This is a genomic window from Salipiger bermudensis (assembly GCF_019801965.1).
GTDB lineage: Bacteria > Pseudomonadota > Alphaproteobacteria > Rhodobacterales > Rhodobacteraceae > Salipiger > Salipiger bermudensis_A.
Genome location: NZ_JAHVIA010000008.1, coordinates 161,676 through 176,798 on the forward strand (window position 1 = coordinate 161,676; position 15,123 = coordinate 176,798).

The following is a 15,123-nucleotide window of genomic DNA, read 5'->3' on the forward strand; positions in this document are numbered from 1 at the left end:
GGGGGCAGCGCCCCCGATGTGACCGCGCCGCTCACGCCGCGCCCCCGGTCTCTGTCCCGATCCCGGTCCCGCTCTCGCCCCCGGCCATCCGCCACGCCATGCGCAGCGCCTCGATGGTCGAGGTCGGGTTGGCCACCCCCTTGCCGGCGATGCCGAAGGCGGTGCCGTGATCGGGCGAGGTGCGTATGAAGGGCAGGCCGAGCGTGACGTTGACGCCGCGGTCGAAGGCCAGGGTCTTGATCGGGATCAGCGCCTGGTCGTGATACATCGCCACCGCCGCGTCATAGCCCGCCCGCGCCTCGGCGTGAAACATCGTGTCGGCGGGCAGCGGGCCGATGAGCTGCATCCCCTCGGCGCGCAGCCTGTCGAGCAGCGGCGAGATCAGCTCGATTTCCTCGCGCCCCATGCGGCCGCCTTCGCCCGCATGCGGGTTGAGCCCGGCCACCGCGATGCGCGGCGCGTTGATGCCGAAGCGCTCGATCAGCGCCCGATGGGTGATGCGCAGGCGCTTCTCCAGCAGCGCGGCGGTGAGGGCCGAGGGCACCTCGGAGACGGGGATGTGGATGGTGGCGGGCACCACGCGCAGCTCGTCGCTGGCCAGCATCATCACCACCTCGTCCGCGCCGCCGAGCGCGGCGAGATACTCGGTATGGCCGGGATAGGCGAAACCCGCCCCCTCGGCCAGCGCCTGCTTGGAGATCGGCAGGGTGCAGAGCGCCGAGCAGGCGCCCTCCTGGACCAGACCCACGCCGCGGGCGATCGAGGCGATGACGCCTGCCGCCTGCATCGGCTGCGGCGTGCCGGGAACGCGCGGGCCGGGGATGTCGAGCGCCAGCACCGGCAGGCCCTCCTCGGCCGCTTGCGCCGCCTCCTCGGCACGCCCCACCACGACGTGGGGCACGCTGCCCGGCAGGTGCTCCGGCGCGCCGAGATAGACGAAGGGCAACGCGGCCCCGAGCGCCTGCCACGCCGCTTCTGCCAGTTCCGGGCCGATGCCCGAGGGCTCCCCGCAGCTCATCGCCACGGGGGCGGGGACGCGGCTCATCTCTCGACGATGCGCGCGTTGGCGCGCAGCTGCGCAAGGTAGCTGTCGGAGACCTCTGTGAGGCGGCGATTGCGCAGGCCGATCTCGACCTGGCTGCGGTCGGCATCCTCGGCCACCGCGGCGGTGCGGCCACACAGCATCAGGAAGACCAACGTCTGGCCATCGGCGCGGGTCAGCGCCGTCGAGACCTCGCCGGGATCGAGCTTGGAGAGCTCGTAGGCGATGTCGGTCGGGATCTCGGCGGGCGGCAGCGCGCCACGGTCGAGAACCTCCTCGGGCTGCCCCTTGGCAACGGCGTAGAGATCGTCGCAGCGGTCGACCCGCCCGGCCAGAACCCGCGCCTTGGCAAGGGTCTCGGGAGAGCGGCCGCCGGCCATGTAATAGGCGGCGTAATCGATGGCGGCATATTCGGGCCCGGTATAGCCGGTCTCCTCGATGTCGCGCAGCTGGAACAGCGCCACGGCGCCCTGGATCGGCAGCGGGTCGGTGACCTCGCCGGGCGCCAGCCCGAGCACCAGCGAACGGATCTGCGGTGGCAGTTCGGTGAGGTCGCGCCACGGCAGCCGGCCGCCATTGTCGCGCGTCGCGGTGGCCGAATACTGCCGCGCCTGCGCCGAGAATTCGGAGGTCGAGGTCATCTGCGAGATGCGCTCGGCGCGGGCCCGCACCGCCTCGGCGTTCTGGGCGTTGATCGGCATGATGATCTCAGAGAGCAACACCCGCACGTCGGAGCCACCGCCACCGCTGGCCAGCGCCCGGTCGACCTCTTCCGGGGTGATCTGGGTGCGCGAGGAGAACCGCGCCCGCACAAGATCCCGCCAGGCGGTGCCGGCGCGCACGAAATCGCGGAAGGTCTCCTCGTCGACGCCTCCCTGGGCCAGCAGGGCCACGAATTGCTCGCGGCTGAGATCGGCGCGGCCGGCGAATTCCTCCATGCCGTCGATCACGTCCTGCTCGCTGGGCTCGATGCCCGCGTCGCGCGCCGCCTTGAGGCGCAGCCGGTCGTCGATCAGCTGCTCGCGCGACAGCTCGTTCACGTTGCCCGGCGCGTTCAGCAGGGTCATCATGCGGCGACGCTGCTCGATCTCGTAGCCGGTGATCACCATCTCGTCGACGGTGATGGCGGGGGCGAAGAGGTTCTGCGCCGGCGCCACGCCCGGCGTCAGGGTCAGCGCCAGCCCCGCCGACAGGGTGAGGGCGCGAAGAAGGCGGGCAGGGGTCAGTTGCATGTGCGTCGATACTCCTTGTCGCTTGCGGCAGTGCCGAAGCCTGTCAGGGCGACCGTGAGGTCGAACTCCGTGGACGGTTCGAGGTTGGTCGAGGAAGCGAAACGGCGCAAGACCGACGCCCCCACCTGAACGCATTCGTTGCGGTATTGCAGCCCCAGACCGGCGCGGTCAACCCGCCGGTCGGCGAGGTCGTAGCGCCACTCGCCGGAGCCGGTCCAGTGGCGGCTGATGCGGTAGCTGCCCTCGAAGCGCCATTCGGCCTGGCTCTCGTCGCGGTCCTCGAGCGGATCGGCGAGCAGCAGCAGGTAGGTCGCGTCGAGCTCGATGCGGTCGTTGAACCAGTTGGCCCGCGCCTCGGCCTTGTCGAACTCGCCATTGCCGTCGAGCAGGCCGCGGGCCGAGATGCTGAGCCCGAGCGGGTTGGCGAAGCCACCGGAGACCAGCCAGTCGGAGGCGGGATTGTCGAGCCCCGAGGAGCGGCTCAGATCGTCATCTTCGATGGCCCGCCAGACCCGGCCGAAGGTCAGGCCGGCGGTCCAGCCGGTCGGCGATTCATGGCGCCAGCGCAGGCCGGCGGCGGCGAGACGGCCGCGCTCGTGGCGGTCGCTGGCCGGGAAGCGCGACAGCGCCAGCAGGTTGGCCTCGTCAAACTCGACCCGGGTGCTCTCGTCGTTGGGGATGTTGGGGCGGTCGCCGCCGACCCAGCCATATTGCAGCACCGGCTCGAGCAGCGAGCGGCCGCCGAAGGCGTCGCGGTTGACCAGCGGCCAGCGCAGCTCGACCGAGACGCCCGGCGTCAGCTGGGAGGCCTCGGCATCGGCGGTGGCATCGTCCCAGACGCTGAAGCGATCGGCCCAGAGCTGGCCGAGCATGCCGGCGCGGATGCCGCCGGGCAGGGTCCAGCGGCGGCGCCAGCTGGCCTCGGCGCTGAGCCGCGCCATGTCGCGCCCGTCGACGACGCTGTCCTCGTCATCGCTGTCGTAGTCGAGCTCGGAGCGCCGGTAATGGCCATGCACCATGGCGCCGAGCCGGAACTCGCCGCCGATGCGGGAGGGGAAGAAGCGGCGCTCGTATTCGCTGTTGAAAATCACCGCGGGCTGGGTCTCGTCATCCTCGGCGGCGCGCAGAGTCTCGTAGTAGATCAGGTCGGTCGAGAAGAAATCGTCGCGCCGCGCGCGGCTCAGGGTGAAGGCGCTGTCGAGGCGCTCGTTCTCGGCGTAGTCGTACTCGTTGAAATAGGCGTCGTCCGAGACCGTCTCGATATCGAACTCGAAACGGAAGCCGTTGCGCAGCAGGAACTCGCCATAGGCGAAGAGGTAGCCGCGGGTCTCGTCGGGCTGCAGCGAGTCGCGGCTGATCGCGCCCTCGATCTCGATATCGCCATAGGCGAAGGCGCGGCGATAGCGGCCTTCGAGGGTGCGGGTCTCGCTGGAGAGATAGGGCGTCAGAGTCAGGTCCTGGTGATCGCCCATCGGGATGAAATAGGGGATGCGCAGGCCGGTGCCGAGCAGCGAGGTGCTGCGGATCGTCGGTGTCAGGAAGCCGCGGGCGCGCTCGAGGCTGGGATCGGGCAGGCGCATCTGCGGCACCCAGAGGATCGGCACGTCGAGCACGCGCAGCTGGGCGCCCTCGAAATAGAGCTGGCGCGCGTCCTGGTCGTGGATCACCCGGTCGGCACGGATCTGCCAGAGCGGTGTCTGGTTGCGGCCGCAGACCTGGCACGAGGTCACTGCGACGCGGCTGAGCTGGGTGTAGCGCCCGCCGACCCGCTGCGCTTCGACGGCGGCAAGCTGGAGCTGGTCGTCCATCACCATGCGCGCGCCCTTGAGCAGCCCGTTGCGCAGGCCTTCCTCCATCTCGGCGGCATCGGCGAGCAGCAGGTTGCCGGTCTCGTCGGTGATCCGGATCGGCCCCTCGATGGTGAGCTCGCCGGCCTCCTGGTCGAAGAGGATGCGCGTTGCGCTCAGCCGCAGCCCGTCATGCAGCGCCTCGACATTGCCGGTGGCGATAAGACGCGAGCCATCCTCGACGAAAACCTGGTCGGCGACCAGCAGCGCCGGGGCGGAGTCCGCGTCGGTGGCATCGGCGGGGATTGTGACGGTCTGCGCCAGAAGCGACGCAGGGGTGGCCAGCGCCAGAAGGGCGGCAAGCCACGCGGAGCGGGCGATCTGCATCAGCCGTCCTCCATGTGCAGGACAAGCCCCAGCGCAAGCAGCAGAGAGGCAATCGGGGGAATCCACGCGGCGAGGAGCGGCGGCAGCTGGCCGTTCTCTCCCATGATCTGCGCGAAGTTCCGGACGTAGTAAAGGCCGAAGCCCAGCAGCACCGCGGCCAGCACGTGCAGGCCGGTGCGGCCGAGCCGGGCGGGGCGCATGGTGAAGCCGGCGGCGACCAGCACCATGGCGATGAGGAAGACCGGGCGGGCCAGCTCCATCTGCAGCCAGACGATGTGACGCCGGGCCGAGAAGCCGGCCATCTCGAGCCCGGCGATGAACTCGGGAAGATCCCAGATCGCCACCGAGGCGGGCTTGCCGAAGCGGTCGCGGATGCCGTCCTGGGTCAGGTCCGAGGGCAGCTCGAGCCGGTCGTGGCGCTCGGCGAGGCTCTCCGGCGAGCGCCCGCTCTGCAGTGGCCAGACCTTGGCATCGCGCAGCACCCAGGCGCCGTCCTGCAGCGTGGCTTCCTCGGCCTCGATGCGCCGCATGGGGCCGCTTTCAGCCTCGTATTCGACGAAGCTCACCTCGTAGAGCACGGTGGCGTCGGGATTGGCGCGGGCGGCGCGGATCACCGTGTCGCCCGCGCTGCCGCCCTGGCGCAGCCAGAGCCCTTCGCGGCCGATCGAGATCGTCGAGGCGCCGTCGCTCTTGTAGCTCTCGGTGAGATCCGAGGCCTGTCGCGAGGTGGCGGCGACCAGCGGGTTCAGCATGGCCAGCGACACGCCGCTGATCACCAGCGCGACCGCCACCGGCCCGGCCAGCGCGGTGAGGCCCGAGCGTCCGGCGGCGCGCACCACGACGAGCTCGGAGCTGCGCGCCATCATCAGGAACAGCGCTGCAGTGGCGAGGATCATCACCAGCGGCAGGATCTCGTAAAGCCCGGCGGGCAGGTTGAGCAGGGTGAGGTGGACGACCTGTCCGAAGCGCACGCTCTCGTCGAAGCGGCGCAGCTGGTCGACCAGGTCGAGCAGCGCAAGGAATAGCGCGAAGACGGTCAGGATCGACAGGAAGACGCTCAGGAAGCGGCGCGCGAAATAGCGGTGCAGGATCATGCGGCCACCTCGTCGCCTTGCTTGCGCCGGCGCTCGGGCCGGAACGGCCGCGAAGCGCGCCAAAGCAGCGCCGCGGCAATGGCGAAGCCCACCAGGCTGGGCAGGTAGACCAGCGGCCAGAGCTCCGGCGTCGAGCGCACCGGATCGGTGATCGCGCTCTCAACCAGCTTGACGAAGACCAGCAGGAAGATCGCGCCCACGATCTGCCGGGTGACCCCGAAGCGCGAAAACGTGCCGGTCATCAGCGCGGCATAGCCGATCAGCGCCGCGACGATGCAGAGCAGCGGCATCTGGAAGCGGTTATGGGCCTCCTCGAGCACCTCGCCGATGCTGTCATTGACCTCTTCGGCCACCGCCTCGGTCTGGGTCAGCAGCTCGAAGGTCGAGATCTGGCGGGCACGGCGGCGGGTCGAGCCGCCTTGCGTGATGAGGCCGCTGATGTCGTAGGTGAGATCGCTGAAATTGGTCGTCGACAGGGTCTCGGCCTCGCGGTTCAGCTCCTGCGCCAGCCCGCTGCGCATGGTCAGCTTCGGCCCTTCCTCGTCGCGCGTCACATAGGCGGTGCGGGCGGTGTAGGTCACCGTGCGCGCGTCGCTGCGGCGGTCGCTGAGGTAGACGTCGCGCAGCTCGCCATCGTCGGTGATCTCTCGGATGTAGAAGGTCACGCCGCGGGTCGGGTGCAGGAAGGTGCCGTCATGCAGCAGCCGTGCCGCCACCGATTCGGAGACCTCGCGCTCGCGCTCGCGCAGCTGCGCGACCGAGGCCGGCACCAGCGCATGGGTCAGCACCATCATCATCAGCGCGATCAGCACCCCGAAGACCAGCACCGGCCGGCCGAGGCGCCAGGGCGACAGCCCGCCGGCCTGCAGCACGGTGATCTCGGACTCGTTCGACATCCGGTTGGTCACGTAGACCGCGGCGCCGAAGGCGGCCATCGGCAGCACCAGCGCGATCACCGCGGGCAGGCTGAGCAGGCTGAACTCGAGGAAGATGCGGGCCGAGTGGCCATCGGTGATCAGCTCGTCGAACAGGCTGACCGACGCGTTGACCCAATAGACCATGACAAGCACCAGGGCGAAAAACCCAAACACCACCATGAGTTGCGACAGCATGTATCTGTCGAATCTCTGCACGCGTATGTGCCCTCCAGATCCTGCGCTGCGCTCTAGGCTAACGGATCGGTATGTGCTGGAAAAGCTGCCTCTGGTCAATGCCGTCACGCGGCTCTACGACTCTGGGCAAAGCCAACAGGAGAGCATGATGACCGATCTGCGCGAGTTCACCTTTGCCGAAACCGATCTCGACGCCCTGGCGGGCGCGGAAGGCCGCGTTGCCGTCTTCATCGACAGCGAGGGCAAGCTCGGGCGCGGTGCGCGGCGGCTGAACCGGCTGACCAAGGGCGCGGTGGCCCGCGCGGTGGCCGACGAGGGCTGGGCCAAGAAGCCCGCCGGCAGCGTGGTGAGCCTGTCCTATCCCTCGGGGATGGCTGCCGACGCGGTGGATATCGTGAAGCTCGAGCGCCGGCCGGATGTTGCCGATGCGCGCAAGGCGGGCGCCGCCATCGCCAAGGCGGCGGGCTCGGGCGCGGTGACGGTGCTGGGCGAGAGCCAGATCTGGCTGGTGCAGGTGGTGCTTGGCCTGGCGCTGCGCGGCTACGGCTTTACCGATCACAAGAGCGACAAGGGCAAGCCGCTGGCTGCGGCCAAGGTGTTTTGCACCAAGCCCGACGAGATCGAGGCCGCCGCGGCGCCCTTGCTGGCGGTGGCGGGCGGGGTGTTCTTCACCCGCGACCTCGTCAACGAGCCCGCCAATGTGCTGACGACCACCGAGTTCGCGGCGCGGCTCGAGGGGCTGCGCGAGCTTGGTGTCGAGGTCGAGGTGATCGAGGAAGACCGCATGGAAGAGCTCGGCATGGGCGCGCTGCTCTGCGTCGGGCAGGGCTCTGTCTCGCCCTCGAAGCTGGCGATCATGCGCTGGAAGGGCGGCGAGGGCGCGCCGCTGGCGCTGGTCGGCAAGGGCGTGGTCTTCGACACCGGCGGCATCTCGCTGAAGCCCGCCGGCGGCATGGAAGACATGACGATGGACATGGGCGGCGCCGGCGTCGTCTCGGGCGTGATGAAGGCGCTGGCCCTGCGCAAGGCCAAGGCCAACGTCACCGGGCTCGTGGGGCTGGTCGAGAACATGCCCTCGGGCAACGCGGTGCGGCCGGGCGATGTCGTCACTTCGATGAAGGGTGACACCATCGAGGTCATCAACACCGACGCCGAGGGCCGCCTCGTGCTGAGCGACGTGCTGTGGTACGCGCAGGAATTCGAGAAGCCCGCCGCCATGGTCGATCTCGCCACCCTGACCGGCGCCTGCATCGTGGCGCTGGGGCATGAGAATGCCGCAGTCTATTCCAACGACGAGCGCTTCGCCGCGGGCTTCCTCAAGGCCGCCGAGAGCGAGGGCGAGGGCGCATGGCGGATGCCGCTGGGCAAGGCCTATGACGACATGCTGAAATCGCCCATCGCCGACATGAAGAACGTCGGCGGCCGCCCCGGCGGCTCGATCACCGCGGCGCAGTTCCTCAAGCGCTTCGTCAAGGACGAGATGCCGTGGATCCACCTCGACATCGCCGGCGTCGCCTCGCTGAAGGCGGAGAGCACGCTGGCGCCGAAGGGCGCCACCGGCTGGGGCGTCATGGCGCTCGACCGGCTGGTGCGGGACGGTTTCGAAAGCGAGGGGAGCTGAGCCGATGACCGCGGTTCCGGCGCGCCGCGCGCCGCACCCCCCGGTTGCGGGGGGCTGACATGGGCGCGGCCTATTTCTACCACCTGACCCAGCGTCCGCTCGAGGCGACGCTGCCGGTGCTTCTCGAGAAGTCGCTGGCGGCGGGCTGGCGGGTGGCGGTCCGCGGGACGGATCCCGGGCGCATGGACTGGCTCGACCAGCGGCTCTGGATGGGGCCTGAGGAGAGCTTCCTGCCGCATGGACAGGCGGGCGGGAAGCACGACGCGCTGCAGCCGGTGCTGCTGACGGTGCAGGAGGCCCTGCCCAACGATCCCGCCTGCCTGATGGCGGTGGACGGGGCCGGTGTGGAGCCCGAGGAGGTCAACCGGCTCGAGCGGGTCTGCATCCTCTTCGACGGCCACGACCCGATGGCGCTCGACGCGGCGCGCGGCCAATGGCGGGCGCTCACCGGCGCGGGCTGCAAGGCGCAGTACTGGTCGGAAGAAAGCGGCCGTTGGGAGAAGAAAGCGGAAGCCTGAGGGCTTTCTGCCGGCGGCCGGGGCTTGGCGCTCCGGCCTGCCATGGTGCCGTCCCGGGCAAGACATGCGGCGCGCTGTTCCTATCGGCACCCAAGATCGCGATTTCACGATCCCCCCGACATAGCGATCCCACCGGCAAAGAGGCCCGCCGCGACCGTGCCTCTTGCAAGGTTTCGCCACGTGACCGGCGCCTGAGGCTCTCGGTTCAAAGGCCGCGCGTGCGGGGGCTGCGTCTGAGAGGAGCGTTTGTTGCGGGACGGGCGTCGTGGCGCCCGCCGCAAGCGGAGCACGGTTTTAAAGCGAAGGTTGGCGGCCTTTAGACGATGGCGGCCCTTAAGACGCAAAAAGGGGCGGCGGTCTCCCCTCCGCCGCCCCTCGATGTGGGGTCAGGACCGAGGCCGCTCCATCAGTGATGAAGGCGACCCATTGCTGCGGCCACATCCGCCATACGGGCGGAAAAGCCCCACTCGTTGTCATACCACGCGAGCACACGCACGGTGCGCTTGCCGACGACCTTGGTCTGCTCGGGTGCAAAGATCGAGCTGGCCGTCGTGTGGTTGAAATCAATCGAGACCTTCGGCTCCGGGTCATAGGACAGGACCATTCCCATCCGACCGGAGGCTGCTTCACGCACGATCTCGTTCACATCCTCGACGGTCACGTCCTTGGACGCCTGGAAAGTCAGGTCCACGGCCGAGACGTTAGGAGTTGGCACACGAATGGCCGATCCGTCAAGCTTTCCCTTCAAATTTGGCAATACTTCTCCGAGTGCCTTCGCGGCACCGGTGGAGGTCGGGATCATTGCCATGGCCGCGGCGCGGGCGCGGTAGAGATCGTTGTGGCGGCGATCCAGCGTCGGCTGGTCGCCGGTATAGCTGTGGATCGTGGTCATCACGCCGCTCTCGATGCCGATCGCCTCGTCGAGCACCTTGGCCAGCGGCGCGAGGCCGTTGGTGGTGCAGGAGCCGTTCGAGATCATCACGTCGCCCTGCACGAGCTCGCGGTGGTTGACGCCGTAGACGATGGTCTTCTGCACGTTCTTGGCCGGGGCCGAGATCAGCACCGACTTGGCGCCCTGGTGGATGTGCTGCACCGCCTTGTTGCCGTCGTTGAACTTGCCGGTGCACTCGAGCACCACGTCGCAGCCGGTCCAGTCGAGCTCGCCCATCTCGTAGGTCGACATGACGTCGATCGGGCCGCGGCCGAGATCCAGCGCGTTGCCGTTGACCACCTTCACGTCGCCGCCGAAGCGCCCGTGCACGCTGTCGTAGCGCAGCAGGTGGGCCGAGGTCTCGATCGGGCCGGTGGCGTTGATCTTCACCACCTGCACATCGTTGCGGGCGCTTTCGGCGATATGGGCCAGCGTGCAGCGGCCGATGCGGCCGAAGCCGTTGATCCCGACAGTGACGGTCATGGGGAGATGTCCTCTTGGCTGTGGCAGCGAATTTTCCGAAAGTGTGTATACGGACGTACACCGAAATCTCAACGTGAAAAGTTGAGAAAAGACAGTATGTTAGCGATAAACATGTGGGTTGCGCTAACATTTGCGAGCCATTTCAAACGGGCCTCCGGCCGGTTGCGGTAACGGCGTGCGCGGGCCGCTTCGGCCGGTTCATCGCGGACGGTGCTTGAACCGGGCAGGGCGTCGGCTAGGTTGTGCGAGACGCAGGAACGGAGACAGACATGAGCGGGCTTCTGGCGCTACTCGATGACGTGGCGGGCATCGCCAAGATCGCGGCGGCTTCCGTCGACGACATTTCGGCCCACGCCGCCAAGGCCGGCTCCAAGGCGGTGGGCGTTGTGATCGACGATGCCGCGGTGACGCCGAAATACGTGCACGGCTTCGAGGCCTCGCGCGAGTTGCCGATCATCTGGAGGATCGCCCGCGGCTCGATCTTCAACAAGCTGATCATCCTGCTGCCCGCGGCATTGCTGATGGCGGCGTTCGCGCCGTGGCTGGTACCGTATCTCCTGGTGCTGGGCGGGTCCTACCTGTGCTTCGAGGGGGCCGAGAAGGTGGTTCATGTGGTGATGCCGCATGACGAGCATTCCGGCGGGCCGGATGGCAGCCACGATGTCGGCGACCCGGCGCATCTCGAAGAGACCAAGGTGAAGGGCGCGATCAAAACCGACTTCATCCTCTCCGCCGAGATCATGACGCTGGCGCTCTCGACCATCGAGGCCCCCGAGGTCTGGATCCAAGCGGTGGTGCTGGCGCTGGTCGCGGTGGGCATCACGGCGCTGGTCTATGGCGCGGTGGCGCTGATCGTGAAGATGGACGACGTCGGTCTGTGGCTGACGCAGGTGGGCAAGCTCTCGGTCACCCGCGCGGTGGGGCGCGGCATCGTCAAGGGCATGCCCTACGTAATGAAGCTGCTCTCCATCGTCGGTACCGCGGCGATGCTCTGGGTCGGCGGCTCGATCATCATCCACTCGCTGGCGCAGATCGGCTGGCACGCGCCCGAGGAGTTCATCCACCATTACGCGGTGATCGCCGAGCAGGCGGTAAGCGAGCAGTGGCAGGGGGCGGTGCTGTGGCTGGCAACGGCTGCGATGGACTTTGTCGTAGGACTGGCCTGGGGGCTGGTGCTGGTGCCGGTCGTCACCAAGCTGGTGATGCCGCTCTTCGGGGGCGCAAAAGAGGCGCATTGAGGAGGATCCCAGCGGGTTACTGACGCGGAATCAAGGCCGTAGACCGCCTCTCACACATCGCGTTTTTGCGTTGTGTCGCCGGCAGGCGTTTGCAAGCAAACGCCCGGAGGCGCGCAATCGGTAATGCCAGAGGCAAGCCTTCGGCATGACCCGCCCCGGGCTGACGATCTGGTGACGCCCGCGCGTCGTGTCGAGGTCTTTCGGACTTGGCTGGGATGAATCGAGAGGATCAAGAGTCGTTTCGCCACCCCGCGGGCAGGCGATGACGCGGCGGCGCCTTTTGCTCGTGAGAGAGGGACGAAGACGAAAAAAAACGCGCCGCAGATGCGGCGCGCTTTCCTGTTTCATGAGAGAGCGCAGGGCTCAGAGCAGCGACTTGGCTTTCGCGGCCACGCCCTCGGCGGTGATGCCGAACTGCTCGTAGAGGGTTTCGGCCGGGGCCGACGCGCCGAAGCCGTCCATGCCCACGAAGCCCGCCTTGGCCTCGCGGCCGCGCTCGCCCAGCAGCCACTTGTCCCAGCCGAAGCGGGTCGCGGCTTCCACGGCCACGCGCACCGGTCCACCCGGCAGCACGCGCTTGCGGTAGGCCTCGTCCTGCGCCTCGAAGAGCTCGAAGCAGGGCATGGAGACCACGCGCGTGCCGATACCCTCGGCCTGCAGCAGATCGCGCGCCTCGAGCGCGATGGCGACCTCGGAGCCGGTGGCCATCAGGATGACCTGGCGCTTGCCCTCGGCATCGGCGAGCACGTAGGCGCCCTTTTCGACGAGGTTGTTGGTCTTGTGCTGGTGGCGCACAGTCGGCACGTTCTGACGCGTCAGCGAGAGCACCGAGGGGGTGCTCTTCTGGGTCAGCGCGATCTCCCAGGCCTCGGCGGTCTCGACCACGTCGGCGGGGCGGAACACCAGGGTGTTCGGCGTCGCGCGCGAGATCGCCAGGTGCTCGATCGGCTGGTGGGTCGGGCCGTCTTCGCCAAGGCCGATGCTGTCATGGGTCATGACGAAGACCGTCGGCGTCTGCTGCAGCGCGGCCAGGCGCATCGCCGGGCGGGCATAGTCGGTGAAGGCCATGAATGTGCCGCCATAGGGGCGGATGCCGCCATGCAGGCCCATGCCGTTCATCGCCGAGGCCATGCCGTGCTCGCGGATGCCCCAGTAGACGTAGCGGCCACCGCGGCTGTCGGTGTCGAACACGCCCATGTCGCCGGTCTTGGTGTTGTTCGAGCCGGTGAGGTCGGCGGAGCCGCCCACGGTCTCGGGCATCACCGGGTTGATCACCTCGAGCACCATCTCCGAGGCCTTGCGGGTCGCGACCTTGGGGCCGTTCTCGGAGCTCTGCTTCTTCAGCGCGCGGACGACGGAGGAGAGCTTCTTGGGCGCCTCGCCGGCCATGGTGCGGGCGAACTCGGCCTGCTTGCGGTCGGACATGGCGGCGATGCGGCCGTCCCAGGCCTCGCGCTCGGCGGCACCGCGGCTGCCGATCTCTTCCCACCAGCTCTTGATCTCGGCCGGGACCTCGAACGGGCCGGTGGTCCAGCCCCAGCCCGCCTTGGCGTCGGCGTTCTGCTCGGCATTGGTCAGCGCGCCGTGGCCCTTGGAGGTGTCCTGCGCGGCGTGACCCAGCGCGATGTGGGTCTTGCAGGCGATCATCGACGGCTTGTCGGTGACCTTCTTGGCGGCGGTGATGGCGGCGTCGATGGCCTCGGGATCGTGGCCGTCGATCTCCTGCACGTGCCAGCCCGACGCCTTGAAGCGCGCCACCTGGTCGGTGCGGTCCGACAGCGAGACCTTGCCGTCGATGGTGATGTCGTTGTTGTCCCACATCACGATCAGGCGGCCGAGCTCGTAGCGGCCGGCGAGGCCGAGGGCCTCCTGGCTCACGCCTTCCATCAGGCAGCCGTCACCGGCGATGACATAGGTGTGGTGGTTGATCGCGGCCTTGCCGAAGCGGGCGCGCAGGATCTCTTCCGCCATGGCGAAGCCGACCGAATGCGCGATGCCCTGGCCGAGCGGGCCGGTGGTCATCTCGATGGCGTCGGCGTGGAAGTTCTCCGGGTGGCCCGCAGTGCGCGAGCCCCACTGGCGGAAGTTCTTCACCTGATCGAGGGTGATCTGCTCGTCGCCGCTGAGATAGAGCAGCGCATAGAGCAGCATCGAGCCGTGGCCTGCCGACAGGATGAAGCGGTCGCGATCCGGCCAGGTCGGGTTCTTCGCGTCGAATTTCAGGTGCTTCGACCACAGCACGGTCGCCACGTCGGCCATGCCGATGGGCATGCCGGAATGGCCCGAATTGGCCGCGGCGACCGCGTCGAGCGTCAGTGCGCGGATGGCAGTGGCACGCATCCAGTGATCCGGATGTGCATCTCGAAGGGCATTGATATCCACGGGAACTCCTCTCTATCCCAGAGCCGTTTCGGGGCTAATAGCAGCGTTGGGCCGAAGATCAAGCGTTAGCGCCGTCAAGGCGGCGCCGGTGGGTGAATTCCCGCCCGTAACCACTTGGGACATATGGGGCGCAATTTCCCCCGGCGCTTGATAAACTGTTCCGAAACGGGGCGGGTTCGATTCGCAACGATCGACGCGACAGGCCTCGAAGGCAGATCGAGAGAGGGCAAGATGAGCCAGATTGACGAGTTGCAGTCACGGATGACGCGGGCGCTCGACCGCATCTCAAAGGGCGTCGAGGCGCTCGAGGCGCCGCAGCCGGCGCTCGAGCCGGTGGATGACGGCTCCGCCGAGGAGATCGCGCGGCTGAACGCGGCGCTCGAGGATGAGAAGATGGCCAACGCCCAGCTCGAGGCGCGGGTCAGGTCGCTGCACGACCAGCTCGAGGCGCAGCCCGAGGCCCCAGAGCCTGCCGAGCCCGACGCCGCGCTGCAGGAGCAGATCGCGGCGCAGCGCGAGGGCATGCAGGCGCTCGACGGCGAGCTCCAGCGCCTGCGCCAGGCCAATGACGCGCTGCTCAAGAGCTGCACCGAGATGCGCGAGGCGCTGGCCGAGAACCTCGGCGAGCCGCATCTGATCAACCAGGCGATGCTGGCCGAGCTCGAGGCGCTACGCGCTGCCCGCGCCGCCGAGGCGGCCGAGGCCCGCGCGGTGCTCGGCGCACTGGAGCCGATGCTGGCGCAGGCCGCCGGCGAAGAGGAGGCGGCGCAATGAGCCAGCAGATCGAAGTTCAGATCAACATCGGCGGCCGGACCTTCGACGTCGCCTGCCAGCAGGGCGAGGAGCAATACCTGCTCACCGCCGCGCGCATGCTCGACACCGAGGCCTCGGTGCTGGTCGACCAGATCGGCCGGATGCCCGAGGCGCGGATGCTGCTGATGTCGGGGCTGATGCTGGCCGACAAGACCGCCGGTCTCGAGGACCGTCTGCGCGAGGCCGAGGACAAGCTGGGCGAGATGGCCGAGGAACTGCGCGAGCTCCGCGAGCGGCCCTTGCCGGCGCCGGAGAAGGTCGAGGTCCCGGTGATCCCGGCGAGCGTGTCGGACACCCTGGCCGAGCTTGCCGCGCGCGCCGAGGCGGTGGCCGAGGAGATCGAGGCCAAGGCAGCGGGCTGAGGGCTCTTTCGGGCTTGAGATTGGGGAGGGGCGGTGACCGGTGGTCGCCGCCTTTTTCGTGGGTCGCATTTTTGAAGGCTTGGCTTTGAGAGCGCGCTCGGGTCTATAGCGCGAGCGCACA

General features: G+C 68.4%; 12 protein-coding genes. 5 read left to right on the forward strand and 7 right to left on the reverse strand.

The features are described from left to right. Positions 1-31 precede the first annotated feature (31 nt). From pdxA to lptF, 5 genes are read right to left on the reverse strand one after another with little or no spacing between them, the layout of a single operon-like run. Entirely contained in the window at positions 32-1,045 is a 1,014-nt protein-coding gene (gene pdxA, locus KUV62_RS18190; protein WP_261395750.1) for a 4-hydroxythreonine-4-phosphate dehydrogenase PdxA, read from the reverse strand. After that, positions 1,042-2,274 (reverse strand): peptidylprolyl isomerase, encoded by a 1,233-nt coding sequence (locus KUV62_RS18195; protein ID WP_222605148.1) that lies wholly within the window; start codon positions 2,272-2,274, stop codon positions 1,042-1,044. Before KUV62_RS18195 ends, pdxA begins: the two co-directional genes overlap by 4 nt. Next, complete coding sequence (locus KUV62_RS18200; RefSeq protein WP_222605149.1) at positions 2,265-4,448, reverse strand: LPS-assembly protein LptD; 2,184 nt, start codon at positions 4,446-4,448, stop codon at positions 2,265-2,267. Before KUV62_RS18200 ends, KUV62_RS18195 begins: the two co-directional genes overlap by 10 nt. After that, positions 4,448-5,542, reverse strand: a complete 1,095-nt coding sequence (gene lptG / locus KUV62_RS18205; RefSeq protein ID WP_222605150.1) for an LPS export ABC transporter permease LptG — start codon at positions 5,540-5,542, stop codon at positions 4,448-4,450. Before lptG ends, KUV62_RS18200 begins: the two co-directional genes overlap by 1 nt. Continuing rightward, on the reverse strand, positions 5,539-6,654 hold the full coding sequence (lptF, locus tag KUV62_RS18210; protein ID WP_222605151.1) for an LPS export ABC transporter permease LptF: 1,116 nt from the start codon (positions 6,652-6,654) through the stop codon (positions 5,539-5,541). Before lptF ends, lptG begins: the two co-directional genes overlap by 4 nt. A gap of 148 nt (positions 6,655-6,802) precedes the next feature. On the opposite strand from lptF, the gene KUV62_RS18215 reads away from it, so the two are divergent. Both KUV62_RS18215 and KUV62_RS18220 read left to right on the forward strand, forming a co-directional pair. Then, positions 6,803-8,275 (forward strand): leucyl aminopeptidase, encoded by a 1,473-nt coding sequence (locus KUV62_RS18215; protein ID WP_222605152.1) that lies wholly within the window; start codon positions 6,803-6,805, stop codon positions 8,273-8,275. Between the two features lie 59 nt (positions 8,276-8,334). Beyond that, positions 8,335-8,793, forward strand: a complete 459-nt coding sequence (locus KUV62_RS18220; protein WP_222605153.1) for a DNA polymerase III subunit chi — start codon at positions 8,335-8,337, stop codon at positions 8,791-8,793. Between the two features lie 406 nt (positions 8,794-9,199). On the opposite strand, the gene gap is transcribed toward KUV62_RS18220, so the two are convergent. Further along, on the reverse strand, positions 9,200-10,207 hold the full coding sequence (gene gap / locus KUV62_RS18225; protein WP_222605154.1) for a type I glyceraldehyde-3-phosphate dehydrogenase: 1,008 nt from the start codon (positions 10,205-10,207) through the stop codon (positions 9,200-9,202). Positions 10,208-10,476: 269 nt separating this feature from the next. On the opposite strand from gap, the gene KUV62_RS18230 reads away from it, so the two are divergent. Then, on the forward strand, positions 10,477-11,445 hold the full coding sequence (locus KUV62_RS18230; protein ID WP_222605155.1) for a DUF808 domain-containing protein: 969 nt from the start codon (positions 10,477-10,479) through the stop codon (positions 11,443-11,445). A gap of 363 nt (positions 11,446-11,808) precedes the next feature. Here the strand turns inward: KUV62_RS18230 and tkt are convergent, their stop codons facing one another. Continuing rightward, on the reverse strand, positions 11,809-13,827 hold the full coding sequence (gene tkt / locus KUV62_RS18235) for a transketolase (protein ID WP_222605156.1): 2,019 nt from the start codon (positions 13,825-13,827) through the stop codon (positions 11,809-11,811). A 231-nt stretch (positions 13,828-14,058) separates the two neighbouring features. Here tkt and KUV62_RS18240 point away from each other — a divergent pair, with 231 nt between their 5' ends. Both KUV62_RS18240 and KUV62_RS18245 read left to right on the forward strand, forming a co-directional pair. Beyond that, entirely contained in the window at positions 14,059-14,601 is a 543-nt protein-coding gene (locus KUV62_RS18240; RefSeq protein WP_222605157.1) for a hypothetical protein, read from the forward strand. Further along, positions 14,598-15,002: a cell division protein ZapA gene (locus KUV62_RS18245; protein WP_222605158.1), complete on the forward strand. Its 405-nt coding sequence runs from the start codon at positions 14,598-14,600 to the stop codon at positions 15,000-15,002. Before KUV62_RS18240 ends, KUV62_RS18245 begins: the two co-directional genes overlap by 4 nt. Positions 15,003-15,123: the final 121 nt, after the last annotated feature.

Coding starts and splice junctions, on each gene's coding strand:
- pdxA (WP_261395750.1), bottom strand. CDS start 1,045: ATGAGCCGCGTCCCCGCCCCCGTGGCGATGAGCTGCGGGGAGCCCTCG.
- KUV62_RS18195 (WP_222605148.1), bottom strand. CDS start 2,274: ATGCAACTGACCCCTGCCCGCCTTCTTCGCGCCCTCACCCTGTCGGCG.
- KUV62_RS18200 (WP_222605149.1), bottom strand. CDS start 4,448: ATGCAGATCGCCCGCTCCGCGTGGCTTGCCGCCCTTCTGGCGCTGGCC.
- lptG (WP_222605150.1), bottom strand. CDS start 5,542: ATGATCCTGCACCGCTATTTCGCGCGCCGCTTCCTGAGCGTCTTCCTG.
- lptF (WP_222605151.1), bottom strand. CDS start 6,654: ATGCTGTCGCAACTCATGGTGGTGTTTGGGTTTTTCGCCCTGGTGCTT.
- KUV62_RS18215 (WP_222605152.1), top strand. CDS start 6,803: ATGACCGATCTGCGCGAGTTCACCTTTGCCGAAACCGATCTCGACGCC.
- KUV62_RS18220 (WP_222605153.1), top strand. CDS start 8,335: ATGGGCGCGGCCTATTTCTACCACCTGACCCAGCGTCCGCTCGAGGCG.
- gap (WP_222605154.1), bottom strand. CDS start 10,207: ATGACCGTCACTGTCGGGATCAACGGCTTCGGCCGCATCGGCCGCTGC.
- KUV62_RS18230 (WP_222605155.1), top strand. CDS start 10,477: ATGAGCGGGCTTCTGGCGCTACTCGATGACGTGGCGGGCATCGCCAAG.
- KUV62_RS18240 (WP_222605157.1), top strand. CDS start 14,059: ATGAGCCAGATTGACGAGTTGCAGTCACGGATGACGCGGGCGCTCGAC.
- KUV62_RS18245 (WP_222605158.1), top strand. CDS start 14,598: ATGAGCCAGCAGATCGAAGTTCAGATCAACATCGGCGGCCGGACCTTC.